The following is a 25,391-nucleotide window of genomic DNA, read 5'->3' on the forward strand; positions in this document are numbered from 1 at the left end:
GGATGTCGGTGCTGTGAATTGCCGGGCGCTGGATTGCGTCCGAGCTGAAACTCCCGGGGACGGGACCGGCCGTGTCGGCCGGGTCGTGTCCCTGGTTCGTCGGCGCACCGGTCGGGTTCGCGACCTGCGCCGCCGGATCGTTCGGGGGCTTCGTTGGCGCAAACTATCCGGCGGCGGACGCGGAGTCCACACATTGTTCCCGCGGCCCAGAAATTTCATAAGTAGTGAGTGACGCACGCCACTGCGACTATCAGAGCGGCGTAACCGCAAGCCTTCCACGGCGTGTGAACGGTCACTTCCGGAATGATCAGATTTGGAATACCACCAGCGTTCCTGAATCTTTTTTCATCATCCGATGAGTCATTTTGGGGGCCCGTCGGGGGCCATCGGGGTTTCTTGTCACCCAGCGCGCGTTCGGCCGCCCGCTTTGTTCACCCGGTGTACGGACCGGGCCCCGCTCGGCGGGTTAGCTTGCACGTGTCCTGGATCACGGGAGGCACGGCGCGCGGGGGTCCCCGCTCGGCGCGTCCCACCCCCTGCCGCGATCCCTGCACGACGGCCGGCGGAACCGCCGGTCCGGAACTCCGGCGCCGCCCCGCGCCGCGTCCCGGACCGATCCGGCGGAACCGGCTCTGGAGGTGTCCCATGACCCGAACCCTCGACCCCGTCGCGGCGAGCGCGGCGGGCGCGGCGTCGTCGCTGCCCCGGCGGCTGGCCCAGCTCATGCGGCCGGAGCTGCCCAGCCTGTGCGACGAGATCGTCGCCGAGATCCGCAAGGCGATCCCGGAGTACGCGCCGCCCGGCGACGGCCCCTACGACCACGCCTACGACCAGGTGCTGCACGCGAGCGTCCGGCAGAGCCTGACCGCGTTCACCGACCGCGTCGGCGGGACGCCCGGCGGGGCGGCCTCGCACCGCGAGGCGGCGCGCCGGCTCGGCGAGTACGAGGCGATGGAGGGCCGCAGCCTCGACTCGCTGCAGGCCGCGTACCGGATCGGCGGCCAGGTCGCGTGGCGGCGCGTCATGAAGGTCGCGCCGCGCTACGACATCTCGTCCACCGTCATGTCACGGCTCGCCGACGCGCTGTTCTCGTTCATGGACGAACTCGCCGCGCTGTCGCTGGAGGGCTACCTCGCCGCCCGCGCCCACCCGGTCGCCGCGCTGGACGAGCGCCGCCGCCGGCTGCTGCGCATCCTGCTCGACGGCGCCGCCGGCCCCGGCCCCGCGCTGGTGGAGATGGCCGAGGCCGCGGGCTGGACCGTACCGGAGCAGGTCACGCTGGTCGCGCTGCGGCCCGGACCCGGGCAGGTCCGGACGGTGCTGGACGACGACCTGCTCGTCGACCTCGACGACGCCGAGCCGCACCTGCTGCTGCCCGGCCCGCCGACCGAGGAGCGCGCGGCGATGCTCGCGACGGCCTTCCCCGGCCGCCGGCTCGCGATCGGCACGGCCGTCCCGCTGGCCCGCGCCGCGGACTCGCTGCGCTGGGCGCGGCAGGCGCTGCACCTGGCCGAGGAGGGTGTGCTGGAGGTGGACGGTCCCATCGTCCGCTGCGACGACCACCTGGTCACGCTGTGGCTGATGGCCGACCCGGCGCTGCTGGAGCAGCTCGCGCACCAAGTGCTCGGGGTGCTGCCCGCGATGACGCCCGGCCAGCAGGACCGGCTGACCGAGACGCTGCGGACCTGGCTCGTCACCCGTGGAACGGCCGCGGAGATCGCGGCGCGGCTGCACATCCACCCGCAGACCGTCCGGTACCGCATGCGCAAGATCGAGCAGACGCTCGGGCCGGAGCTGGCCGACCCGGACGCGCGGTTCGGCATCGAGGCCGTCCTGCGCGCGATGGAACTGCGCGAGCGCGCGCGCAAGGCGCACAGCCGGTCGGGCGGACGGTCCGGCGCGCCGGGCGCCGCGGGCGCGGCCCGGTCGGGCGGCCGGGGCGTTCCCCCGAACCTCCCCGCCGCCGCCCGCGCCCGCCGCGGCGCGGTCCCGCACGCGGTGGTGACGCCGCGGGTCCCCCGGCGCCGCGGTTGACGAGCGAAACGGCCTCCCGATGGAACCACCGGCCCGCGCGGCCCCGTCCACCCGACCAGCCGCGCGGCCATCGGCCCTTTCTCCCCCAACGACCGTGAACCCCACTCTGACCTGGCCACCAACCCCAATGACCGCCGGTCACCCAATCCCGATGCCCGCCGGTCGCCGGTCGCCGGTCGCCGGTCGCCGGTCGCCGGTCGCCGGTCGCCGGTCGCCGACCACAGTGACCACGGACGACCGCCGATCACCGCCGATCGCCGCCGCGGCTGACCACCAAGACCGCCGACGAACGCACCCTCACCCGATGCGACGTACCGGCCGCCCAGCTCCGAAGCCACGACCGCGTGGCACCGGCGGTCCGACCACGACCGCCACGAGCATCGGCTGACAGCGCCGCCCGCCGCGAACACAGGCCCCCAACCCATCGGGGTCACCGCGACGGCCCGCCACCAGCACCCACCGCCACAACCCGCCAACCGGCGCGCCCGCAGGCGGCGCGACGCAGCCCGAGCCCGCAGACACCAGCTCGCGCAGCTTCCAACGACGCGGCCACCTCGCCGACCACCGGCCCGCGTGCCCACCGGTGACGCGGCACCGGCCGCTGAAGTCACCGCCACCCGCCACCCGCCACCACGATCATCCGACAACACGGCCGGTCCGCAGCCGCCCGGTAACAGTTCACGACTGCGACTCGGCAGCACGACTGCCCGAGCGCAGTTCAAGCGTGACTCGCCACAACACCGAACGCGCCGCTGGCGCCTCACGCCGTTCGGCGACGCGCCCTGTCTGCGGCAAACCCGCCAAGTCTTCGGCAGACCCGCCGACGACGCGATTGGTCGGATGCTCGACCGTGGAACACGTGGATGCTCTGGGCGCCCCCCACTGCGGTGCAACGCAGTTCCGGCGCGACGCGATGCCCAGCTACGGCGCAACACGGCCGTCCGACCGGGCCTGTACGGCACAACGCGGGCGTCCGGCGGCACATGCGTGCGCCGGCGCCTTCGGGCCTGGGCTGTAACCCGATGGCGTGGCGCGGTGGTCGCTCCGCGCCGTGAAGGCCCGGCACGGCACGAGCCGTATGCGGCGGTGAGTCGCGCGTCATTGACGGCAGCCGCGCGGTCGGCGCGAGTCGTACGCGGCGGCCGAGACAGCGCTTCGACGGCAGCCGTGCGATCGGCGGGGCGGCTCGCGGGGGCGCGGATGTGCGTCGGGGCGATGCGTATCTATATAGAGGTGTGGACCATGCCCTATAGATACGAGAGCGCGCGTGTGAGCGGAGTCGATCGGGTACGCGAGGGCCATGAACCTTGATGGGGACGTGATGACGGACGGCGGCGTGCGGATGCGCCGCGCGTACGAGCAGCCGGAGGCGGCGGACGGCGCGCGCGTCCTGGTGGACCGTCTGTGGCCGCGCGGGCTGGCGAAGGCCAGGGCGGACCTCACCGAGTGGGCGAAGGAGGTCGCGCCGTCCAACGACCTGCGCCGCTGGTACGGGCACGATCCCGCGAAGGAGGACGAGTTCCGCCGTCGCTACCGCGCCGAGCTGGACGACCCCGAACGCCGCGAGATCGTCGAGCACCTGAGAGAACTGGCGAAGTCGGCGCCCCTGACCTTGCTCACCGCGACACGAGAAGTCGAGCAGAGCCACCTTCCGATCCTCGCCCGCCGCATCCGCGGCTGACCCCACCCGCCCGAGAACAACTCCCCACGCGAGCGAACTGGACCAGCGCCGATCCCAGTCACTGTTGAACACACTGCCTCTGCGCGAAACGAACCGTCAGCCCCCCGGGACTGACGGACGAGCCGCTCACTGCGACGAGCACGCCAGCCCAGCAGAAGAGACGAGGACCGATCGCCTACTCCAGGCGCGGCACGCTGCCCGCGCTTGCAGAGCGGCGCGAACCTCGCGCTGGCGGGATTGACGCACGCCGCGCACACCCGGCTCAGACGCTGCGGGGCCAGGCGGCCGCGACCAAGACAGGACCGTACGGTCACATTCGCGGGGCAGTCTTCGCACCGGCACTCACCTGCACTCGTTGTCGAACCTCGCCCCGGCACACGCGGGACCACCAGACAACCTGCGCATCACCACCACAGCAAGCGCCCCGCACGCGGGACTCACAGACAAGCCGCGCGCCGCCCCGCAGTACTCGCCCCACTCCCGCGCCCGAAGGGCGAGTGCTACGCGTCGGCTGGGCAGCCCTGGTCCGCGCTCACCCGACGCACGAGTTGCTGGAGGACCAGCCGCGCGCCGCCCGCGCGCATCCCGCGGAGAATGCGGAAGGCCCGGAACGTTCCCGTTCCGGGCCTTCGCGGTCACGAACGCGTCAGTCGGTGCCCGACGCGGCAGGCGGTCCGCCGATCGGGCCGGTGGACGACGGTCCGGCGGCGGACGGGCCCGCGACCGAGGGGCCCGCAGCCGGTGAACCGGTAGCCAGCGGACCGGTAGCGGACGAGCCGGGAACCGGCGAGCCAGCGACCGACGTCCCCACCGCCGACGAGCCCGAGGCAGAAGCGCCCGCGAGCGCCCCGGCGCCGCCGGAAGCCGCGTCCGAAGGAGCCCCCTCCGCAAGGTCGAGGCTGTCGCGCAGCACGACCGACTTCAGCGCCAGCGCCGCGACGATCCCCACGACCGCGATGAACGCCGAAATCAGGAAGATGTGCCCCGTCGCGTCCCCGTAGGCGGCGCGGACGACCTCACGCACCGGCCCGGGCAGCGACTTCACGTCGAGACTGCCCGACCCCGCGCCGCCGCCCTTGATGCCGAGCCGCGCCAGCCCCTCCGCGATCTTGGTGGAGACCTGGTTGGCGAGCACCGCGCCCAGCACGGAGACGCCGATCGTCCCGCCGAGCGACCGGAAGAACGTCACCGACGCGCTGGCGGCCCCGACCTCGCCCAGCGGCACGGAGTTCTGCACGACGAGCACGAGGTTCTGCATCGACATGCCGACCCCGACGCCGACGAGGAACATCGCGACGCCGACGAAGTACAGCGACGTGCCGTGGTCGATGGTCGAAAGGAGCGCGAACCCGGCGGTCAGGACGATCGTCCCGGCGACGATGAACCGCTTGATGCGCCCGGTGCGCGTGGCGAGCCGTCCGGCGACGGTGGAGGACAGCAGCACGCCCGCCATCATCGGGATCGTGAGCAGTCCGGCGTGGGTGGGGCTGTAGCCGCGTCCGATCTGGAAGTACTGCCCGAGGAAGACGGCCCCGCCGAACATCGCCATGCCGACGGCGAGGCTCGCGACGATCGACAGCGCGGTGTTGCGGCGCGCGATGACCTTGAGCGGGACGACGGGTTCGGCGGCGCGCGTCTCGACGAACACGGCGAGCGCGAGGATCGCGAGCCCGCCGAGGACCATCGCGGCGGTCTGCCAGGACAGCCAGGCGAAGCTGTCGTCGACGAACGTCACCCAGATGAGCAGCGTGCTGACCCCGGCGGCGATGAGCGTCGCGCCCAGGTAGTCGATCTTGACGTCGTCGCGGCGCAGGACCGGCAGGTGCAGCGTCTTCTGCAGCAGGAAGAAGGACACGACGGTGAACGGCACGCCGATGAAGAAGCACCAGCGCCAGCCGAGCCAGGACGTGTCGACGATGAGTCCGCCGAGCAGCGGCCCGCCGACGGTGGCGACGGCCATAACCGCGCCGAGGTAGCCGAAGTAGCGGCCGCGGTCGCGCGGGCTGATCATCGCGGCCATGACGATCTGGGCGAGCGTCTGGAGTCCGCCCATCCCGAGTCCCTGGAACGCGCGGGCGGCGATGAGCTCACCGGTGTTCTGGGAGAACCCGGAGATCAGCGAGCCGACGGTGAAGATGACGATCGCGACTTGGACGAGCAGTTTCTTGTCGTACAGGTCGGCGAGCTTGCCCCAGATCGGGGTGGTCGCGGTGGACAGCAGCAGCGTGGCGGTGACGACCCACGTGTACTGCGACTGCGTGCCGTGGAGCGACCCGATGATCTGGGGAAGGGCCGTGGAGACCACGGTTGCGCTCAGCATCGCGACGAACAGCGACAGCAGGAGGCCGCTCAGGGCCTCCAGGGTCTGCCGCTGGCTCATCGGAGCCGAGCCGGACGACTGCGCACTCAACGGGAAAGCCTCCATCGGGAACGTGCGGCGTGTCCGTCCCGCCGGGGCGTCGGTGGCTCTCCGGGGGACGTCCGGGACATCGGGTCCAACACCCGACCGGGGAATTATATGCCCACTGCGCAAGTTTTCCCATCGAGAAGTTTTCTGGACGCTAGGGTGGGGGTGCGATGGAGACGATGCGGGAGGCGGCCCCGGGGCTGCGCGAGCGGAAGAAGGCGGCGACCCGCCAGGCCCTCCACGAGGCCGCGATGCGGCTGACGATCGACCACGGCCTCGACCACGTCACCGTCGAGGCCATCGCGGACGCCGCCGGGGTCTCGCGCCGCACCTTCTCGAACTACTTCGAGGGCAAAGAGGACGCGCTGCTTTACGGCGACGCCGAGTGGCGGCGGCGCGTCGTCGAGGCGCTGGCCGCCCGGCCCGCCGACGAACGCGGCTGGCCCGCGCTGCGCGCCACGGTCCGCGACCAGTTCGGCGACCTCACGCTCGACCCGTACGTCCTGCGCCAGGCCAAGCTCGTCCGCAGCCACCCGTCCCTGATCCAGCGGCAGCTCGCGCGCTTCGCCGAACTGGAGGCGCGGATCGCCGAACTCGTCGCGGTCCGCGAGGGCCTGCCGCCCGACGCGCTGCGCGCGCGGGTGCTGTCGGCGGCGTTCCTGACGGCGCTGCGCGTCGGCGTGCAGCGCTGGGCCGTCGAGTCCCCCGAGCGGCCCCTCCAGGACGTCGTCGAGGAGACCCTCGACGAGATCGGCACCGCCTTCTGACCTCGCGTTTATCGACCTTGCGTCCCGGCTAGGGGCGCTGGGACGCGATGAACGCCCACCGCCCGGCTCCCCCGGCGGGAGACCCGGGCCGGTGAGCCGGGGGGTTTGCGATGAAGACCAGAGACCGCGTGCGCGAACTGATGAACACGACGGTGACGGGCCGCGACGGGACGAAGATCGGCACGGTCCGCCAGATCTATCTGAACGACCGGACGGGCCTTCCCGAATGGGTGACGGTCCACACCGGCTGGTTCGGCAACCGGGAGAGCTTCGTCCCCATCACCGACGCGACGCGTGACCAGGACGGTCTGCGCGTCCCGTTCGACCGCCAGTTGATCAAGGACGCGCCGCACGTCCACGCGGGCCAGCACCTGAGCCCTCAAGAGATCAACGACCTGTACCGGTATTACGGCCTGCGCACGCCGGACCGCCCGCGCGAGCAGGCGCAGGCGGAGATGAAGCCGGCCGGTCCGGACGGGACGCGCCCCGGTCGCCCGGACCAGCCCGCCGCCGACCGCGCCGACCAGGGCGAGCCGGTGGAGGTGGTCCGCTCCGAGGAACGCATGTCGGTGTCGAAACGCGAAGAGGAGACCGGACGCGTCCGAATCCGCAAGTCCGTCGACACCGAGCTGGAGCGGATGGAGGTCGAAGTCGGCCACGAGGAGATCCAGATCGAGCGCGAGCCGATCACGGACGGAAGGCCCGGCGGCGCGGCGCTGGAGCCGTCCGAGCAGGAGATCATCCTGCACGAGGAGCGGATCGTGGTGAACAAGGAGGCCGTCCCGGTCGAGCGGGTGGTCATCCGCAAGCAGACGGTCGCCGACAAGCGGACCGTCGAGGACGAGGTGCGCAAGGAGCGCATCGACATCGTCGCGCCGGACGATCCGCGAGCGCACTGACGCCGGACGCGCCCCCCGGGACTCCCCCCGGGGGGCGCGCCTTTCGCCCAGCGACCGGTAAGAACCGTTTTCCTCCCATTTAGTTCGCGCGACGAGCCCCCAGGCCGCGGACACATCCCCCGACTTCCCGACATGAAGACAATTCACTTTGTGCGCGGGTTTCCCGATGCGCGACGTTCGATTCGATCGTGATCTGTCCCTAAGATGAGAACCCACTGTCCCACCGCTCCATGACTTCTCACGTGACAAGTAGTTGTGGATATCGTGTGACTTCACGCATAGTTCAACGACAAGGTCCCTATGCGATGACGAAGCCACTTATCGTCGGGTGAAAGGGCGGCGCGGGAAAGGGGGACGGGCGGTGACGCGGCTCGCGACGTTCCGGCACGCCGCGCTCGCGGTCGCGGCGGTCCTGTGCGCCGCCTTCGTCCTGGTCCTCGCCGCCCCCGCGCACCACTCCGGCGCGGCGCGGCTCGGCGCGCCCGCGGCGAGCGCCGTCGCGCCCGGCCCGGCCGGCCCGGCGTCGGGCCGCTGCTGCGTGGACGACGAACGCCCCCACGAAGCGCCCCGGCACGCGGGCGTCCGCGTGCCCGCGCTGCTGCCCGACCTCAAGCTCCCGCGCGGCCACTCCTGCCTGGCCGTCCGCCCCGGGGCTCCCCGCGCTCTCGCCGCCGCGCTCGTGCGCCGCGGCCACGACGGACACCTCCACGCCCTGAGCCGGACGGTCTCCGGCGACGTCGCGGCCCTGCTGCAGGTGTTCCGCTGCTGATGTGACCGCCGCGCGCCCGCCGCCCGCCCGGGCGGCGGGACGTCCGCGCCGCCGTCCGTTCCCGCTCCATCGACGCGCCGCCGCGCGGCGCCCCTGGAGGTCTTCGCCATGCAGACGTTCATCGACCATGCCCGCTCGTTCCGGGAGCACGCCGCCCGGAACGGCGCGGAGTTCGACCGGCTGGCCGCGGGCCAGTCCCCGCAGGCGCTGTTCATCGCCTGCTCCGATTCGCGCGTCGTCCCGTCCCTGTTCACCGGGGCCCGTCCCGGCGAGCTGTTCGAGCTGCGGACGGCGGGCAACATCGTTCCCCGCCACCGGCTCGGCCACCCGACCGGGGAGGCCGCGACGATCGAGTTCGCGCTGGAGGTGCTCGGCGTCGCCGACATCGTCGTGTGCGGCCACTCCCACTGCGGCGCCGTGGGCGCCATGACGCGCGGGGACGACCTCACCGGCGTCCCCGCCGTGCGGAGCTGGCTCGCGGGCGCGCGCGCCGGGGGCCCCGCGCCGCCGGGCCCCGGCGACACCGCGCCCGACTACGCGGCGGCCGCGCAGCGGCACGTGCTGCACCAGCTCGACCGGCTGCGCACCTACCCGAACGTCGCGCGGCGGCTCCGCGCGGGCGCGCTCGGGCTGCACGCCTGGTACTACGAGGTCCACACCGGGACCGTCCTCGCGCACCGCGCGGACGCCGACGCGTTCCTCCCGCTGTGAGCGCCGTCCTGCGGCGGGACCTGCCCGCCTCGCTCGTGGTGTTCCTCGTCGCGCTGCCGCTGTGCGTGGGCGTGGCGGTGGCGTCCGGCGTCCCCGCCGAGCTGGGGCTGATCACCGGGATCGTCGGCGGGCTCGTCGCCGGGGCGATGCCCGGCAGCAGCCTCCAGGTCAGCGGGCCCGCGGCCGGGCTGACGGTCCTGGTCTTCGAGGCCGTCCGCGAGTACGGCGCGGGCGCGCTCGGCGCGATCGTGCTGGCCGCCGGGCTCGTCCAGCTCCTGCTCGGCGCGCTGCGGCTCGGCCGCTGGTTCCGGGCGGTGTCGCTGTCGGTCGTCGAGGGGATGCTCGCCGGGATCGGGCTGACGATCATCGCGGGGCAGCTCTACGCGATGGCGGACGCGCCCGCGCCCGGCTCGGGCCTCGGCAAGCTCGCCGGGCTGCCCGGCATGCTCGCCGGCAGCGCGGGGTCGGGCGCGGCGCTGACCGCGCTCGGCGTCGGCGTCGCGACGATCGCCGTCCTGGCCGGGTGGCCGCTGCTGCCGGAGAAGGCCCGGCGGGTGCCCGCGCCGCTCGTCGCGGTCGCCGCCGCGACGGGCGCGACGCTGCTGCTCGACCTGCCCGTCCGGTCGCTGGACGTGCGGGGGCTGCTCGGCTCGATCCACCCGCCCGGCCTGGACGACGCCGCGCGGCTCGCCGAGGTCGGCGCGCTCGGCACCGTCCTGGCGTTCGCGCTCATCGCGTCCGCCGAGACGCTGTTCAGCGCCGCCGCCGTGGACCGCATGCACGACGGGCCCCGCACCGACTACGACCGCGAGCTCATCGCGCAGGGCGCCGGGAATGCGGTGTGCGGGGCGCTCGGCGCGCTGCCGATGACCGCCGTCATCGTGCGCAGCTCGGCGAACGTGCGGGCGGGCGCGCGGACGAAGGCGTCGCGGGTCCTGCACGGCGTCTGGCTGCTGCTGTTCGCGGCGTTCCTGCCGTCGGTGCTCGGGTGGATTCCGCTGGCGGCGCTCGCGGGCGTGCTCGTCCACGCGGGCTGGAAGCTGATCCCGCTCGCGCGGCTGCGTCCGCTGTGGCGGGAGCAGCGCGGCGAGGCGGCGGTCCTCGCGGTGACGGCGGTGGCGGTCGTGGCGCTCAACCTGTTCGAGGGCGTGCTGATCGGGCTCGTCGCGGCGATCGCGAAGTCGGCGTGGGAGACCTCGCACGTCCACGTCGAGACGCGCGCGCCGGACGGCGACGGGCCGCTCCGCGTCGCGGTGACCGGGAACGCCACGTTCCTGCGGCTGCCGAAGCTCATCGACGCGCTGGACGCGCTGCCGCACGACCGGCGGATCGAGCTGGACGTGTCCGGCCTCCGGCACCTCGACCCGTCCTGCCGGGCGGCCCTCACCGAATGGGCGGACGGCCGCTGCGGGACGGTGCCCGCGCGAGCCTGACCCCACCGAGGCCCCCGGCGGCGACCCCGCCCGGGGGTCTCGGCGTTCTGGGGACGGTCTTGGGCGAAAGCGGAGATTAGCCCACGGGATTCCTGCCGAGCATGGAGGTGTCGGGCAAACGGCGAAGCCGGGGGTGGATGCGGTGGTCGCGCAGCGGTCCCACGGCGAGCCCGCCGGACCGGCACGCGCGGACGATCGCGGGCAGCGCGTCGAGCGTCGCCTGCCACGCGCCGGGCGCCGCGGTGACGTCGCTGTCGTGCAGGAGGAGCGTCGCGCCGCCCGCCAGATCGGGGCGGAGCGTCGCGAGGATCGTCGCGGGCGTGGCGCGGCCCGTCCAGTCCTTGCCCCACGCCGTCCACAGGACGGGCCGCAGCCCGCAGGCCCGTGCGCCCGCCAGGCCCTCCGCGCTGAGCGCGCCGTGCGGCGGCCGGTACCAGACGGGCCGGACGCCGCACACGTCCTCGATCAGGCGGACCGTCCGCGCGATCCCGGCCGGGACGCGCCCCGGCCGGGCGAGCAGGCCGTTCTGGTGCAGCCAGCCGTGGACCGCGACCTCGTGGCCCGCCGCGACCATGCGGCGCGCGAGCGCGGGTCGGCGGCGGAGCTGGTCGCCGAGGAGGAAGAACGTCGCGCGGCAGCCGAGGTCGTCCAGGACGTCGAGGAACAGCGCGGTGCCGGTCGCGTCGGGGCCGTCGTCGAAGGTCAGCGCGACGTGTCCGGGGTCGCCGCGGCCGGCGAGGCGCGGCGTCCAGCGGCGCACGGCGCGCAGGCACGTGACGGCGGGCAGCGCGTTGGCGAACGCGGCCCCCGCCGCGACCGCCGCGATCCGCGCCGCCGCCCGTGTGGCCATGCGTCCAGTCTGCGCGGGAAGGCGTTCTGAATGGGCAAACGCCTGCTCATACTCACGGCCGGAATGGGGGCGGGGCACGACGGCGTCGCGGCGGAGCTGGCGCGGCGGCTCGCGCCCGCCGGGTTCGACGTCGCCGTGGTGGACGTCCTGGACCTGCTCCCGCTGCGGCTCGGCCGGGCGCTGCGCCGCGCGTACCGGACGGTGATCATCTCGATGCCGTGGCTGTACGAGGCGCTGTACCGAGGCTTCTTCGCGTCCGGCGACCCGCCGCGCGCGTCGCCGCTGACGATGTGGCTGGCGGCGCGGCTCGGGCGCGCGCTGGCGGACCGTCCGCCGGACGCGGTGGTCTCCACGTTCCATCTCGCTGCACAGGTCGCGGGGCGGCTGCGCGAGTCGGGGCGGCTCCCCACGCCGTCGCTGGTGCTCGTCACCGACTTCGCCGTCCACAGGCTGTGGATGCACCGGGGCAACGACCGCTACCTGTGCCCGGACACGGCGGCGGCGCGCGCGGTGACCGAGGCGACGGGCCGTCCCGCGACGGCGACCGCGCCGCTGGTCGGGGAACGGTTCCGGACGGCCGACCGCGTCCGGCCCGCGCGCCCGCTGCCGGGCGTGCGGCCGGAGGACCGGCCCGTCGTCGTGTCGGCGGGGTCGTGGGGCGTCGGGCACATCGCGGACACGACGCGCGTCCTGGCCGATTCGGGCCGGTACCTGCCGGTCGTGCTGTGCGGGCGGAACGAGCGGCTGATCCGGCAGTTGCGCGCGGCCGGGACGGGCCTCGTCCTCGGCTGGCGCGACGACGTCGCCGAACTGCTCGCGGGCGCGTACGCGCTCGTCGACAACGCGGCCGGACTGAGCTGCCGGGAGGCGTTCGCGCTGGGCGTGCCGGTCGTCTCCTACCGGCCGATCGCCGGGCACGGCCGGGACGGCGCACGGGCGATGGCGGGCGGCGGCGTCAGCGTGTACGCGCGGTCCCCCGCCGAGCTGGTCGCCGCGCTGGACCGCCTCGCCGACCCGGCCGTCCGCGCGCGGCAGACCGCGCGGGCGACCGCGCTGTTCAACGCGCCGAGCGCCGAGGAGATCGTGGCGGCTTCGCCGGCTTGACGTCGTGGTGCTCCTGAAGCATCGGGGACCGCGACAGCCCGATGCTGCCCGCGAGGATCAGCGCGACGCCCAGCACCTCGAGCGCCACCCACGGGCCGGTCCTGATCCGCTCGCCGAACAGCCCGATGCCGAGCAGGATGCTCGCGACGGGATCGCTGACGGTCAGCGCGGGCTGGACGGCGACGAGCGTCCCGCTCTGCAGCGCGTTCTGCAGCAGGAACAGCGCGGCGAGCCCGCCGACCACCATCCCGTACAGCTCCCACGACGTCACGACGGCGGTGATCCCGTCGCCGAACAGCTCGGTGACCTCCTTCATCAGCGCGGCCGTGAACGCGAACACGACCGACGACGCGATGCCGATGAGGACGCCCCGCGCCGCCCCGCGCGCCACGAGCGCGGCGAGGACGAGCAGCGCGACGCCGCCCGCGCACGCCGCCCCGGCCAGGACCCAGCTCCACGCGCCCGGCGACCGGGAGCCCTCGCGCGGCGCGGCGGCGGCGAGCAGCCCGACGAGCCCGGCCGTCAGCAGCCCGACCGAGCGCCACGGGACGCGCGCGAGGTCGCGGGGCGGGAGCAGGCCGAGCAGGATCATCGTGAACGGCAGTTCGGCGGACAGGACGGGCTGGATCAGCGTCAGGCCCGCCTGCGACAGCGCCGCCGCCTGCAGGAGGAACGCGCCGAGCAGCGCGCCGATGCCGCCGAGCCAGGCGGGCGTGCGCAGCAGGTCGAGGAAGAGCCTCAGGCGGAACGCGTGCGCCGCCGGGACCGTGCGCGCCGCGCGGCGCTGCAGCACCGAGGCGAACGCGTTGGACGCCGCGGCCAGCAGCGCGAGGAGCGTCGCGATCATCTACCGCGCCCGGCCATCGTCGTTGCGTTCTCCCGGGTGGATGCAGGTGTCCTGGCTCTCCTACCCGCGTGCCGGGGCGTCGGCGCCCGGTTGGCGGCGTCTTTGCCAACTGCGGAACCGGGCGGCCGGCGCCTCGTGGACTGGAATAGATCGTTCCGTTCCGATACACTGGCAGGGCAGTCGAACGAGGGGAACCAGCTATGACCAGCACCGAGTGGACGATCCTGGCCGAGGCCCACGAGGCCCTGCTCACGGCCGTCCGGGACGTTCCGGCCGACGGCTGGGAACGGTCCACGCCCTGCGCGGACTGGACCGTCACCCAGGTTCTCCAGCACGCCGCCGGGGATCAGCTCGCGTTCGCGTCCTTCCTTACCGGCGAGCCCGGTCCGGACGAGAACCCGTTCGCGCCGTCCGGGAAGCTCGGGGACGACCCCGGAGCCGTCGCCCGGCGGGCCGTCGAGGCCAGCGCCCGCGCGTTCGCCACCGTCGCGCCGGACACCGCCGAAGTCCCGGTGCCCGTCCCGCCGAACAAGCTCGACGCGGCGACGGCGGTCGGCGCATGCGCGCTCGACGCCGCCGTCCATGCCTGGGACATCGCGCTCGCGACCGGCCGGCCGTCCCCGCTCAACGCGGACCTCGCCCGCCGCCTCCACACCTCGGCGACCGTGATCGTGGAACCGCTCCGCTCCTTCGGCGCCTACGCCGCCGCCCTCCCCGACGAGCCGGGCGACGACGACACGGCCCGCTTCCTGCGCTACCTCGGCCGCAACCCCCACTGGACGCCCTGACCTACCAGGAACGCTCCCCGAAGCCGCGCCACGCCAAGGCGCGGCTTCGCCCGTTCCCCGTCCAAGGCAGCCGCCGCACCACCTCGCGCGGTGGCCCACGCGCGACACGCAGGTCACCCGGGCACTGTTCGTTCGGTCGCGCGGTCGATGGGCGGCGCGCAGGTCGAGGCGGCTGCGTCCGGGATCTTCGTTCGGCGGGCGTAGGCGACGGACGCCGCCGCCAGGCCGATGCCCCACACCAGGTATCCGGGGACGGCGATCCAGAAGAACGCCTCGGGCAGGTCCAGGCCGCCGGAGGGCGGGAACGGGTTCCGGCCGTGCAGGCGCTCCCAGATCATCTGCAGCGTCATCGTCCCGAAGTACGCGATCAGTCCGGCCGAGACCGCCGCACCCGGCCACAGCACCAGGCGCCGGGGCACCCGGCGGCGCGCGAGGACGGGCACCCAGCGCGGCCACGTCCGTCCGAAGGCGTGGACGAGCGCGGCGGGCAGCAGCGTCCCGCCCAGTACGAACCCCAACTCGAACAGGACTTCGGCCGTCCCGGATCGCAGCGGTGACGTTTCGAGGCCGACCCACGCCTGCGCGGCGATGCGAACCAGGCAGCCCGCCGACGCGGCGTACGCGGCGACGAACGCCCAGCGCGGCGTGCGGGAGAGCGGCGCGAGCAGCGTCCGGCCGGTGCGGGTGCGGCGCTGGTACGCGAGCGTCGCCCGGGCCGTCAGCACCGCGCAGCCCGCGCACGCGGCCCGGCTCAGCGCGCCCAGCGGCTCGAAAACCAGCCCGAGCCCCGGCAGGATCGCGCCGACGACGTCGAGCAGCAGCAGCGCGGCGGACCCGGCGAGCACGGCGGCCGTCCCCCAGCCCGCCGCGACGACGAGCGGCCGCGGCACGCGCGCGGGCATCCGTCGCGCCGCGGCGACGATCAGCGCGGCGAAGCAGCACAGCGCGACCGAGTCCCAGCCGTGGACCGACACGAGGTCCGAACCGATCGGCGCCCTGTCGAACGGGAAGCCGTGGACCAGCCAGAACGCGCGCACGGCCGCGTACCCGAGCGGCAGCGCGGGCGCCGCCGCCGAGAGCGCGTCCCGCGAGAGTCGCAATGTCCGCATGACGTCACGATCGCCCGCGGGCGCGGACCGCGTCCTCCCTCGCGCATCGTGACCCGCTCCCCCGCGCGGGGGAGAAACGACGGCCCGGAGAACGGACGACGCCCGCGGTGCCCCACGGGGGAGGGCACCACGGGCGCCGGGTCCGCGACCATCACACGCTGTCGCGCACCTTTCCGGCAAGCCCCGGCCGATCCCGGCCGGGGCTCGCGGATCGAACTACATGTCCGCGTACGAGACCCCGCCGAGGTAGGACGTCAGCTCCGCCGCGTTGCCGCCGGACGGCGACGGCAGCCCGCCGCGCCAGTCGGCGATCGGGGTGAGCAGGCCGCAGCCGCTGGTGGCGGGCGCGGCGAACGTCTTGTCCGTGGACTGGACCTGCACCAACGAGGAGCCGGGGGCCATCTGGATGCCGGAGAGGTCCAGGTCCAGCTTGATCGGCTTCTCGTCCGTGCCGACGTAGCAGGAGTTCCCCAGCAGCTCGTTGTTGAGCTTCAGCTTGAGGCTGAGCGTGGCCTTGAAGTTCGGGATGTCCATCTCGAACGTGCCCGCGTACTGCGGCTCGACCGACAGGCCCAGCAGCGGCAGGCTGTCGGTGCCGGGGATGCCGAGCGCGCCGCCGGCGACCGTCATCGGCTTGCTGCGCATCCGGATGAACCGGGTGACGTCCTTGCCGGTCTTCGGGTCCACGCCCGCGATGCTCGTGATGATCAGCGGCTGGGTGATCGGCTGGTCGATCGCGCCGACCTTCATGTGCCCGGCGTTGGTGATGAGGACCTCACAGAACCACTCGTCCGGCTTCGCGCCGACGGGCAGCGAGTCCGGGCAGTCGGACAGGTCGAGGTCCGGGACGCCGGGCGCGGGCGTGTCGGCGAGGGCGGCGGGCGCGGCGACCGTCGTGGCGGCGAGGCTCGCGGCGGCGAGGCCGGAGACGGCGAGGGCGGCAGGGAGCACGAGCGCGGCGGCCCGGCGGGCAAGACGAATCATGGAGTCCTCGTCGGGTGGAGGGAGAGGAACGCGACAATGAGAAGCTGGTCACATTGGCGCGTTCCAGAATCAAAGATGAAGAACTCTCAACTGTCAAGATGTGAGTGTTCGCCCGATGTAATCGAGATGACATCGCACGTCCCTAAGGTGCCTCCCGTCCGGCGGCGGCGAGGAAAGGCGGGAACGTGCGGCGTGGGAAGTGGGCGGCCGGTGCGGTGGTCGCGGCGGCGGCCCTGCTGGCGGCGGGCTGCGGCGGCTCGGACGGCGGCGGGCCGAAGACGACGGCGGTGAAGGCCCCGGCGGGTGGCTGGCCGCAGCCTTCGGGGGGCCGCGTCACCGAGGCGATGTGCGGCCTGCTCACGCCCGAGGACTACGCCGGCTACGGCCACCAGATGCTCCAGCCGTTCACGCCGAAGATCAACGGGACGGTCCTGAGCTGCGAGGGCATGGTCGCCGACGCCTTCACGGTCGACCTCCAGCCGACCATCCAGGCGGGCAAGCTCGTCTACTCGAAGACGCTTCAGGACCACAAGGACCGGCTCCAGGAGGACGCGCGCCGCACGATCCTCGCGAACAACGTCGTCCAGGGCGCCGACGAGAGCTGGTTCGACTACTGGACGCTCGGCACCGAGGGCACGCAGTTCACCGAGTACGAGATCAACGCGCGGCGCGGCGCGCTCGTCGTCGACATCACGCTCAGCGGCATCCACGGCAAGAACGAAAAGGACCCGAAGACCGTCCTTACCGGGCTGGCCGGCCTCGTGTTGCAACGGCTCCCCGGCGTCGGCGCGAAGGACACCGGTACGACGCACAAGGTGCGCTTCGAGGTGACCGGGAGCGGCAAGGCGTCCCAAATCATGTACACGGACCCGGCCGCGACGAAATCCGTGACGGTCAAGAACGTGAAACTCCCGTGGTCCAAGGAGCTTCCGTTCGTTCCGCAGGCGGGCGCGCAGATGCCGTTCAACCTGAGCGCCTACACCAACGGCTTCATGAAGCCGGTCGGCTGCCGCATCTCCGTCGACGGGCAGGAGCTCAAGCGGCAGGACTCGACGACGACGGCGACCTGCCTGGCCTTCTACACCGGGTGACGGGGGCCTTCCGCTCCGAACCTTCGTCTGGTCCCATGAGTCCTAGAAGGGCGACGGGAACCGGCGGTGGAGAGGCGCGGCGGCCATGCGGAGCGGAGCGGCGGGCGTGCGCGTCGCCGTGCTCGGGCCGGTCGGGATCATCCGGGACGGTGTGCTGCTGTCCCCGTCGTCGGGGATCTCCCGCGCGCTGCTCGGCGCGCTCGCGACGGCGGGCGCGATCGGCCTCCGCGACGACGCGCTGGTCTCGTTGCTGTGGGGCGAACGCGAGGCGTCCGTGTCCGCGTCAGCGCTGGCCGTGGCGGTGTACCGGCTGCGCCGCTGGCTGCGCGACGCACTGGACGACGCGCCGCTCGCTTCACCCGACGCTCTGACCGACGTTCCACCCGAGGCGCGGAGCGACCGCCTGCCCGGAACAGCGCGCGGCGCCCTGCTCGGACCTGCGCGCGGGATTCCCCGCGATGGCCCGCCCGCCGAGCACGGTGCTCTGGCCGGGGACCGCGATGCGCCGCCTGGATACGCGGGCGGAGCGCTGAGCGGCGATCAGTCCGGGGACATGCGCGGAGCGCACGGCGACGTGCCGCAAGGAATGTGCGACGACGCGCGCGGAAACACAGCAGGCGAGCCGCCCGAACCGTCGTGCAGCCGCACGCCGGGTGCGCTCAGCGATGACTCGCCGAAACCTACGGACGGCGACTCACCCGAGACCGCGCGGCCCGGCGTTGCAACCGGTATGCGCGAGGCGGTCCCTGGGGCCGCGCGGCATGACGCAACCGACCGCGCGCGGGCAGCCGCAGTAAGTGACCCGCGCGACTCCACGCCAAACGACGCGGACGAGAACGCGCGAGACGGCGGAACCGATCACCGCGCGGCGGTGACGGTCGTCCGCACGGCGAACGGATATGCGCTGCGAACGCCGGGTGCGTCCATCGACGCGGAGCTGTTCCGCGCGGCGGTCCAGCGGGCGCGCGGCCTCGACCCGGCCGACCGGGCGACGACGCTGGAGCACGCGCTCGCACTCTGGCGAGGCCGCGCGCTGGAAGACGCCGCCGCCTTGGACCCGGCCGTCGCGGACCGACTCGAACAGGAACGGCTGACGGCAACGCTGGAACACGCAGCCGCCACCACAACGACCGGCGCGCCCGAACGAGCGCTCCCCTGGCTTGCTCCGCTCGTGGAGCAGCACCCGCTGGACGAACGGCTGCTCGCCGTCTGGATCGAGACGCTGGCGGGCTGCGGCCGCCAGGCCGAGGCGCTCGAAGCGTTCGAACGCACCCGCGAACGGCTGCGCGACCAGCTAGGCGTCGATCCCAGCCCGCACCTGCGCGCGGCGCACCTGCGGGTGATGCGGCAGGAGATACCCGCTCCCGAGTCCGCGCCGGCCCGCCCGCGCCCGGACGAGCTGCCGCCCGCCGTCGCCGACTTCACCGGCCGGGAACGGCAGCTCGCCGATGTCCTCGCGGGCGGCGCGCTGACCGTCGTGTCCGGGATGGGCGGGATCGGCAAGACGGCGCTGGCAGTCGAGGCCGCGCACCGCGCAGGCGCCCACCATCCGGGCGGGCGACTGTTCGTCGACCTGCGCGGCACCGAGCCGGACCCGGCCGACCCCGGCGAGGTGCTGGGCCGCTTCCTGCGCGCGTTCGGCGTGGCGGGCGAAGCGCTGCCGGAGTCCGCCGCCGACCGGACGGCGCTCTTCCGAACTCTGGCCGCCGAGCACGGCGTGCTCGTCGTGCTCGACAACGCCGCCGACGAACGGCAGGTCGCGCCGCTGCTGCCCGCCGGACCGCGCTCACGGGCCATCGTCACCAGCCGCGCGCGACTCACCGGGCTCCCGGGCGTCCGGCTCGTGGAGCTGGACGTGCTGGAGCCCACGCAGTCGGCGGTGCTGCTGAAACGCGTCCTCGGCGCGGATCGCGTCGCCGCCGAGCCGGAGGCGGTCGCGGCGCTCGCGGACCTGTGCGGCCACCTGCCGCTCGCGCTGCGCGTCGCGGGCGCGCGGCTGGCGGCCAAGCCGCACTGGGGCATCGCGGGTTTCGCCGAGCGGCTGCGCGGCGGCGGGCGGCTCGACGTGCTCGCGCAGCGCGGGCTGAGCGTGCGCGGCGCGCTGGACGTCGGCTACCGCACGCTCGACGCCCGCACCCGCCGCCTGTACCGGCTGCTCGGCCTCCTCGACGCTCCCGACTTCGCGGGCTGGGTCGCCGCCGCGCTGCTGGACGCCCCGCCCGACGACGCCGTGGACGTGCTGGAACGGCTCGTGGACGCCCAGCTCGTCGCCCCGGCGGGCCGCTCCGCCGACGACGCGCCCCGCTACCGGCTGCACGACCTCGTCCGGGAGCACGCCCGCGAGCGCTGCCTGGCCGCCGACCCGCCCGAGGCGCGGCGGGCGGCGCTGCTGCGGGCGCTCGGCGGCTGGCTCGCGCTGACCGACACGGTCGTGGACCTGGTCGCGGCGGGTGGCGACGTGCCCGCGCGTGGTTCGGCCGAGCGGTTCGACCCGGGCTCGTCGGCGCGACGGCGGGCGGCGACGCGGTCCCCGGGCTGGCTCGCCGCCGAACGGCTCGCGCTCGCGGCGGCCGTCCGGCAGGCGGCGCGGCTCGGATCGGACGAGCTGTGCTGGGAACTGGCCGTCCGCTCCGCGGTCCTGTTCCAGCCCGCGCACTACGTCGAGGCGTGGCGGTCGGCGCTGGACGACGCGCTCGCCGCGACGGAGGCGGCGGGCAACCGGCGCGGCGCGGCGGCCGTGCTGGTCCTGGCCGCCGAGCTGGCCTGCCAGCGGCGCGACTACCGGGGCGCGTTCGACGCGGTGCGGCGCGCGCTGCGGCTGCACGTCGAGGCGGGCGACGGCCACGGGCAGGGGCTCGCGCTGCGGCAGCTCGCGACCGTCCACCGGATGACCGGCGAGTTCGCGGCGGCCGTGGACGAGTGCGGCCGGGCGCGGGACCTGCTGCGCGCGGCGGGCGACACCGCCGGGGAGGCCCGCGCGGTGCTGATCGTCGGCGGCGTGGAGCTGGAGCGGGGCGCGCCGGAGACGGCGCTGACGGTCCTCGGCACCGCCCGCCGCCTCGCGCGCGAGGTCGGCTACACCGGCGTCGAGGTCCAGGCCGCGTACTGGACGGGTCAGGCGCTGCTCGCGCTCGGCCGCCCGGCCGAGGCCGCCGCGCTGTTCGGGTACGTCGGGGAGGCGGCGACGGCGGCGGGCAGCCGGCTCGGCGACATGTACGCCGCGCACGGGCTCGGCTGCGCGCACGCGGCGCTCGGGCGGCCCGCCGAGGCGGAGGCGGAGCTGCGCACGGCGCTGCACCGGGCGCGGGACCGCGGCGACCGGCTGATGCGGGCGCGCGTCCAGTACGCGCTGGCCGAGCTGTACCGGTCGGGCGGCGAGCCCGAGCGCGCCCGGCCGCTCGTCGCGGCGGCGCTTGACCTGTGCGAGGAACTGGCGGTGCCGCTCTGGCGGGCGCGCTGCCTGCTGCTGCTCGCGGACGTCCTGGCGGATCTCGGTGACGCCGAATCCGCCGCCGGACCCCGCCGCACTGGCCGCGCGCTGCTCGCCGGGCTCGGCGTCCGAGCGGAGCACCTACCGCGCTGACGCGTTCAGCGGCAGGGAACCGCCAGCGCGAAGTGCGGGTAGCCGCTCATCACGAGCGTGTTCCCCACGACGTACGGGTCGCTGTGCAGCGAGTACGGGTCGCCGTTGAGCGTTCGCTCAATCCTGCCGGTCGCGGGGTCGACGCTGCGCAGGCCGTCGATGGAGTCCAGGTGCAGCAGGCCGCCGCCGAGCACCGCGCGGAGCGGTTCGACGCCCATCTCCTGCCGCCAGCGCTCGCGGCCGTCCGCGAGGCCCACCGCGACGAGCGTCCGGCGCGCGATCATCAGCGCGACGTCGCCGGAGACGTGCAGCAGGTCCCGCAGCGGCCGGTGCGCCGCGTAGCCGGTGGGGAGCCGCCAGCGCTGCTTCCCCGAAGCCGCCTCGAAGCACTGCACCATGCCCTCGGCGGTCATGGTGAACACGGCGTCGCCCGCCGCGATGCAGCAGTCCGGGGTGTCGGAGGCGTACGTGAGCGCGCCGCTCAGCTCGGCCTTCCAGCGTTCCTTGCCGTCGGCCGCTCCGAAGCAGTGCAGCCGGTTGTCGCCCGCCGGGACGAAGACGGCGTCGCCCGCCGCGACCGGCGTCATGACCGCGAAGGTGGATGCGTTCTCCTCGGGCGCGAGCGTCACTTCCCAATGCTTCGCGCCGCTGACCGCGTCCACGGCCCGGACCTTGCCGTCCTCGACGGGCACGAACGCGACGCCGCCCGCGACGGTCCCGCCCGCGATCTGGTAGCTGGACGGCAGTTTCCACAGCGTCGCGCCGGACTTGGGGTCGTAGGCGATGGTCGAGGTCTCGGCGACGGCCTCGCGCACGCCGGAGACGCACACGACGTTCGGCGCGACGGCGGGGACGTTCCGCCCGGCGATGCTCGTGGACCACAGCGACCTGCCCGTGGCGGCGTCGACGGCCTGCACGTCGCTCAGGTTCGTGACGATCCCGACGTTCCCCGCCGCGAGGACCATGCTCTGGCCGCTCGCGGTCAGCGATGAGTTCCGCCACCGGCGTTTACCCGTCCGGGCATCGAGGCCGGTCGTCCCCGAGTCGCGGCTGATGCACAGCAGGGTGCCGCCCACGGGCTGGACGACGTCGGGCTGGTCGGGCAGCGTCGTCTTCCACACGAGCCCGTCTTCCTCACCGCCGCCCCGTGACGCCAGAACCGCCGCCGTCGTCGCTCCGCCGACGACGACCGCACCACCGGCCGCGAGCAGCCCGAACAGCACGCGACGCCGCTTGACGCCGGGCGGCGCGGGCGGCCGCGCTTCCCGCCACGGCGGCGCTCCAGGCCGGGGAACGAACCGCGCCGCCGCGTCAATGCGTTCAACGACGGCGCCGGGAAGCCTCAGCCCGCCGCTCCGCTCCGGCACGCCGTCCGTTGCGGGCAGGCGGGCGGCGAAGGCGTCGAGGACCGTCGAGGCGTCCGGCCGCTCGTCCGGGTCGCGGCGCAGGCAGCGTCCGACCAGGTCGCGCAGGGTCACATCGTCGATCCCTGAAAGATCGGGTTCCTCGTTCAGCACCCGGTACAGCAGCGCGGCGGGCGGCGCATCGGCGGAACCCCGTTGGTACGGCCCGCGCCCGGTCGCCGCGAACGCCAGCACCGCGCCGAGCGCGAAGACGTCCGCCGCCGGGCCTCCGTCGCCGCCCGCCGCCTGCTCGGGCGCGAGGTAGCCGGGCGAGCCGAGGACGGTTCCGTCCCCCGCGCCGTCCCCGACGCGCGTCACGGCGGCGATGCCGAGGTCGATCAGGCGCGGCCCGTCCCGCGTGAGGAGGACGTTCGACGGCTTCAGGTCGCGGTGCGCGACGCCCGCCCGATGGATCGACACCAGCGCTTCGGCGATGCCCGCCCCGAGCGCGTCCACGGCCGGTCCGGGCAGCGGGCCGGTCGCCTCGACGGCCTCCCCCAGCGGGACGCCGGGCAGGTAGACCGTCGCGAGCCACGGCCGCGGCGCCACCGGGTCCGCGTCCACCAGGGGCGCGGTGAACGCGCCGCCCACCGCGCGCGAGGCCTCCACCTCCCGGGCGAACCGCGCGCGGAACGCCGGATCGGACGCCAGCTCGGCGTGGACGGCCTTCAGCGCGACGAGCCGCCCGCCGGGCGACCGGGCGAGGTAGACCACGCCCATCCCGCCCGCACCGATCCGCGCCATCAGGACATGGACGCCGATCTGGACGGGGTCGTCGTGCAGCAGCGGCTTCATGATGCTCCGGGATGTGTTTCGAGGGCGTAGACGTAGCCGTCGTGGCTGCCCACGACCGCGGTGCGGCCGGCCACGGCGGCGGTGGACGCGCCGATCGCGTCACCGGTCCGGCAGGTCCAGGCGATCTCGCCGGACGCGGCGGTGATCCCGTAGACGCACTGGTCCCCCGCGCCGATGACGACCGTGTCGCCCGCGGCGGCCGGGGACGCGGCGACCGCGCCGCTGAGCGCGCGCCGCCAGCGGATGGTCCCGTCCGTGCCGATGCCGTAAACAGTTCCGGACGTGTCGGCGACGCACAGTACGCCCCCGGCGCGCACGGCGGCGGTCTTCACCTCCGCCTGCGTCGTTGCCGACCAGCGGCGGGCGCGAGTGCGCGCGTCGAGCGCCACAACGGCAGGCCCGCCCGCCCCGGCGGCCGGAACGCCGACCAGCAGCAGGTCACCGACGACCGATGCGCCGAGCGCAGCGGGCGCAGCGCCGACCGCGCTCGCCTTCCCGTCCGCGTCCAGCGCGTAGAGCGCGCCGTCCGCGACGTACACCGCACCGCCGACGACGGCGACCGGGCCGTCCGGCATGCCGCTCGTCGGGTGCTTCCACCGAACCGCGCCGTCACGAGCGGCGAGCCGCACGACAGCGCCGGCGTCGTCCGCGGATGCCGCGACCAGCACCGAATCCCCGAGCACGGCGACGACACGCGCGTCCGTCCCGACCGAACGCCGCCAGACGCGACGGCCGTCAGAGACGCGGACGGCGTGGACCGCGCCATCCGACGACCCGGTGAACGCGACGCCGCCCGCCACCGCGACGGTTCCCCGGACCTCGCCGGACGCCGCGTACCGCCAACGCCGCGTCCCCTTCGCGAGGTCGAGTCCGTACAGGTGGCCGTCGTCACCGCCGATGGACACGACCCCGCCCGACACCGCCGGGGACGAGTCCACCGACCGCTGCGCGTCGAACCGCCACAGCGGCTGCGCGGCACGGCCCGGCAGCGCCAGCGCGGTCGTCGGGCTCAGGTCGGCGGGCGGCCGCTCCGGACCCGAACGCGTCCACGCCAACGCGGCCGCGGTCCCCGCGAGGGCCACCGCGCCGAGCCCGCCCCCGGCGGCCGCGAGCAGCGCCCGGCGCGGCACGCGCCCCGCCCTGGGCAGGACGGGCAGCGGCGCGGCCGCGAGCCGGTCGATCGCCGCGGCGACCTGCGGCGGCGGGAGCGGCCCGTCCGGGGACACCGCCGACAGCTCGCGCAGCAGGTCGGCCGGGGTCGGCCGATCGGCGGGGTCCTTGGCCAGGCACGCGGCGGCCAGCGCGCGCAGCCCCGGATCGTGGAGCGCGTCGAGGCGCGGAGGCTCCCGCACGACGCGGCGCAGCATCTCCTCGACCGTTCCGCGACCGAACGGCCCCTCACCCGTCGCGGTGAACACCAGGACGCCGCCGAGCGCGAACACGTCCCCCGCCGGTCCGGTCTCCCCGCCGAGCGCCTGCTCGGGCGCGAGGTAGCCGGGCGTGCCCAGCACCGCGCCGGTGCGGGTGATCGCGACGGCGTCGGCGGCGCGGGCGATACCGAAGTCGATGACGCGCGGGCCGTCGGCCGCGAGCATGACGTTCGACGGCTTGAGGTCGCGGTGGACGATGCCCGCTCGATGGATCGACAGCAGCGCCTCCGCGAGCGCCGCGCCGAGCGCCGCCGTCCGGGGCGGCGGCCAGGGCCCGTGCTCCCCGACCGCCGCCTGCAGGGACAGCCCGGGCAGGTAGGCGGTGGCCAGCCAGGGACTCGCGGCGTCCGGATCGGCGTCGACGACCGGCGCGGTGAACGCGCCGCCCACCGCGCCGGCGGCGATCACCTCGCGCCGGAACCGCGCCCGGAACCGCTCGTCGGTCGCGTAGGCGGCGTGGACCACCTTGACCGCGACCCGGGAGCCGCCCGGCGACCGCGCGAGGTACACGCGGCCCATGCCGCCCGCACCGAGACGACCGAGCACGGTGTACCGCCCGATCGTCTGCGGATCGCCGGGTTCGAGCGGATCGACCCCCGGCAACGCCCCACCTCCCGCACACACCCTCCGCCGACGCTGTCCCCGCCCGCGGGGAGCGGTGCGCCGATCGTAGAGCGCCGTCCTTACAGCGCGATTACAGCCCCTC

At 74.6% G+C, this 25,391-nt stretch carries 18 protein-coding genes; 11 read left to right on the forward strand and 7 right to left on the reverse strand.

Annotated features, from left to right (window positions below):
• Positions 1–645: 645 nt before the first annotated feature.
• Both G339_RS0120800 and G339_RS0120805 read left to right on the forward strand, forming a co-directional pair.
• Positions 646–2,034 carry a PucR family transcriptional regulator gene (locus G339_RS0120800; RefSeq protein WP_019632999.1) on the forward strand — a complete coding sequence of 463 codons (1,389 nt, stop codon included), beginning with the start codon at positions 646–648 and terminating at the stop codon, positions 2,032–2,034.
• Positions 2,035–3,334: 1,300 nt separating this feature from the next.
• Positions 3,335–3,715, forward strand: a complete 381-nt coding sequence (locus G339_RS0120805) for a DUF488 domain-containing protein (RefSeq protein ID WP_240489864.1) — start codon at positions 3,335–3,337, stop codon at positions 3,713–3,715.
• Positions 3,716–4,361: 646 nt separating this feature from the next.
• On the opposite strand, the gene G339_RS36195 is transcribed toward G339_RS0120805, so the two are convergent.
• The gene (locus tag G339_RS36195; protein ID WP_019633001.1) at positions 4,362–6,095 is read right to left on the reverse strand and encodes an MDR family MFS transporter; all 1,734 of its coding nucleotides are present in this window, start codon (positions 6,093–6,095) and stop codon (positions 4,362–4,364) included.
• 197 nt (positions 6,096–6,292) lie between these two features.
• On the opposite strand from G339_RS36195, the gene G339_RS0120815 reads away from it, so the two are divergent.
• The 5 genes from G339_RS0120815 (at position 6,293) to G339_RS0120835 (ending at position 10,701) form a co-directional block, all read left to right on the forward strand.
• Positions 6,293–6,889: a TetR/AcrR family transcriptional regulator gene (locus G339_RS0120815; RefSeq protein WP_019633002.1), complete on the forward strand. Its 597-nt coding sequence runs from the start codon at positions 6,293–6,295 to the stop codon at positions 6,887–6,889.
• 110 nt (positions 6,890–6,999) lie between these two features.
• The gene (locus G339_RS0120820; RefSeq protein ID WP_026341636.1) at positions 7,000–7,788 is read left to right on the forward strand and encodes a PRC and DUF2382 domain-containing protein; all 789 of its coding nucleotides are present in this window, start codon (positions 7,000–7,002) and stop codon (positions 7,786–7,788) included.
• Positions 7,789–8,149: 361 nt separating this feature from the next.
• Complete coding sequence (locus G339_RS39025) at positions 8,150–8,557, forward strand: hypothetical protein (RefSeq protein WP_019633004.1); 408 nt, start codon at positions 8,150–8,152, stop codon at positions 8,555–8,557.
• Positions 8,558–8,665: 108 nt separating this feature from the next.
• Complete coding sequence (locus G339_RS0120830) at positions 8,666–9,268, forward strand: carbonic anhydrase (protein ID WP_019633005.1); 603 nt, start codon at positions 8,666–8,668, stop codon at positions 9,266–9,268.
• On the forward strand, positions 9,265–10,701 hold the full coding sequence (locus tag G339_RS0120835; RefSeq protein ID WP_019633006.1) for a SulP family inorganic anion transporter: 1,437 nt from the start codon (positions 9,265–9,267) through the stop codon (positions 10,699–10,701). Before G339_RS0120830 ends, G339_RS0120835 begins: the two co-directional genes overlap by 4 nt.
• A gap of 76 nt (positions 10,702–10,777) precedes the next feature.
• On the opposite strand, the gene G339_RS0120840 is transcribed toward G339_RS0120835, so the two are convergent.
• Entirely contained in the window at positions 10,778–11,551 is a 774-nt protein-coding gene (locus tag G339_RS0120840) for a polysaccharide deacetylase family protein (RefSeq protein ID WP_019633007.1), read from the reverse strand.
• A gap of 30 nt (positions 11,552–11,581) precedes the next feature.
• Here G339_RS0120840 and G339_RS0120845 point away from each other — a divergent pair, with 30 nt between their 5' ends.
• Positions 11,582–12,655, forward strand: a complete 1,074-nt coding sequence (locus tag G339_RS0120845) for an MGDG synthase family glycosyltransferase (RefSeq protein WP_019633008.1) — start codon at positions 11,582–11,584, stop codon at positions 12,653–12,655.
• Here G339_RS0120845 and G339_RS0120850 read toward each other — a convergent pair.
• Positions 12,609–13,502, reverse strand: a complete 894-nt coding sequence (locus G339_RS0120850; RefSeq protein WP_019633009.1) for a DMT family transporter — start codon at positions 13,500–13,502, stop codon at positions 12,609–12,611. The two genes, G339_RS0120845 and G339_RS0120850, sit on opposite strands and share 47 nt — an antisense overlap.
• Before the next feature lie 200 nt (positions 13,503–13,702).
• Between G339_RS0120850 and G339_RS0120855 the strand changes: the two genes are divergently transcribed.
• Positions 13,703–14,290 carry a TIGR03086 family metal-binding protein gene (locus tag G339_RS0120855; protein ID WP_019633010.1) on the forward strand — a complete coding sequence of 196 codons (588 nt, stop codon included), beginning with the start codon at positions 13,703–13,705 and terminating at the stop codon, positions 14,288–14,290.
• A 113-nt stretch (positions 14,291–14,403) separates the two neighbouring features.
• Here G339_RS0120855 and G339_RS0120860 read toward each other — a convergent pair whose 3' ends face one another.
• Positions 14,404–15,399, reverse strand: coding sequence for a hypothetical protein (locus tag G339_RS0120860; RefSeq protein ID WP_019633011.1), 996 nt, complete (start codon positions 15,397–15,399; stop codon positions 14,404–14,406).
• A gap of 216 nt (positions 15,400–15,615) precedes the next feature.
• Complete coding sequence (locus G339_RS0120865) at positions 15,616–16,383, reverse strand: hypothetical protein (protein WP_019633012.1); 768 nt, start codon at positions 16,381–16,383, stop codon at positions 15,616–15,618.
• A gap of 185 nt (positions 16,384–16,568) precedes the next feature.
• Between G339_RS0120865 and G339_RS0120870 the strand changes: the two genes are divergently transcribed.
• Together G339_RS0120870 and G339_RS34715 are read left to right on the forward strand one after the other, a co-directional pair.
• Positions 16,569–17,474 (forward strand): MmpS family transport accessory protein, encoded by a 906-nt coding sequence (locus G339_RS0120870; protein ID WP_033323710.1) that lies wholly within the window; start codon positions 16,569–16,571, stop codon positions 17,472–17,474.
• 85 nt (positions 17,475–17,559) lie between these two features.
• Positions 17,560–21,057 carry an ATP-binding protein gene (locus tag G339_RS34715; protein WP_019633014.1) on the forward strand — a complete coding sequence of 1,166 codons (3,498 nt, stop codon included), beginning with the start codon at positions 17,560–17,562 and terminating at the stop codon, positions 21,055–21,057.
• Positions 21,058–21,062: 5 nt separating this feature from the next.
• On the opposite strand, the gene G339_RS36990 is transcribed toward G339_RS34715, so the two are convergent.
• Positions 21,063–23,255: a serine/threonine-protein kinase gene (locus G339_RS36990; RefSeq protein WP_019633015.1), complete on the reverse strand. Its 2,193-nt coding sequence runs from the start codon at positions 23,253–23,255 to the stop codon at positions 21,063–21,065.
• Positions 23,252–25,288, reverse strand: coding sequence for an outer membrane protein assembly factor BamB family protein (locus G339_RS34725; RefSeq protein ID WP_019633016.1), 2,037 nt, complete (start codon positions 25,286–25,288; stop codon positions 23,252–23,254). Before G339_RS34725 ends, G339_RS36990 begins: the two co-directional genes overlap by 4 nt.
• Between the last annotated feature and the right edge of the window lie 103 nt (positions 25,289–25,391).

The sequence above is a fragment of the Actinomadura atramentaria DSM 43919 genome, assembly GCF_000381885.1.
Taxonomy (GTDB): domain Bacteria; phylum Actinomycetota; class Actinomycetes; order Streptosporangiales; family Streptosporangiaceae; genus Spirillospora; species Spirillospora atramentaria.

Bases quoted from the DNA above. Each gene is read 5' to 3' on its own strand.
- G339_RS0120820 (WP_026341636.1), top strand. From the start codon at position 7,000: ATGAAGACCAGAGACCGCGTGCGCGAACTGATGAACACGACGGTGACG.
- G339_RS0120800 (WP_019632999.1), top strand. From the start codon at position 646: ATGACCCGAACCCTCGACCCCGTCGCGGCGAGCGCGGCGGGCGCGGCG.
- G339_RS0120865 (WP_019633012.1), bottom strand. From the start codon at position 16,383: ATGATTCGTCTTGCCCGCCGGGCCGCCGCGCTCGTGCTCCCTGCCGCC.
- G339_RS36990 (WP_019633015.1), bottom strand. From the start codon at position 23,255: ATGAAGCCGCTGCTGCACGACGACCCCGTCCAGATCGGCGTCCATGTC.
- G339_RS0120805 (WP_240489864.1), top strand. From the start codon at position 3,335: ATGAACCTTGATGGGGACGTGATGACGGACGGCGGCGTGCGGATGCGC.
- G339_RS0120830 (WP_019633005.1), top strand. From the start codon at position 8,666: ATGCAGACGTTCATCGACCATGCCCGCTCGTTCCGGGAGCACGCCGCC.
- G339_RS34715 (WP_019633014.1), top strand. From the start codon at position 17,560: ATGCGGAGCGGAGCGGCGGGCGTGCGCGTCGCCGTGCTCGGGCCGGTC.
- G339_RS0120860 (WP_019633011.1), bottom strand. From the start codon at position 15,399: ATGCGGACATTGCGACTCTCGCGGGACGCGCTCTCGGCGGCGGCGCCC.
- G339_RS36195 (WP_019633001.1), bottom strand. From the start codon at position 6,095: ATGAGCCAGCGGCAGACCCTGGAGGCCCTGAGCGGCCTCCTGCTGTCG.
- G339_RS0120840 (WP_019633007.1), bottom strand. From the start codon at position 11,551: ATGGCCACACGGGCGGCGGCGCGGATCGCGGCGGTCGCGGCGGGGGCC.
- G339_RS0120855 (WP_019633010.1), top strand. From the start codon at position 13,703: ATGACCAGCACCGAGTGGACGATCCTGGCCGAGGCCCACGAGGCCCTG.
- G339_RS0120845 (WP_019633008.1), top strand. From the start codon at position 11,582: ATGGGCAAACGCCTGCTCATACTCACGGCCGGAATGGGGGCGGGGCAC.
- G339_RS0120815 (WP_019633002.1), top strand. From the start codon at position 6,293: ATGGAGACGATGCGGGAGGCGGCCCCGGGGCTGCGCGAGCGGAAGAAG.
- G339_RS0120850 (WP_019633009.1), bottom strand. From the start codon at position 13,502: ATGATCGCGACGCTCCTCGCGCTGCTGGCCGCGGCGTCCAACGCGTTC.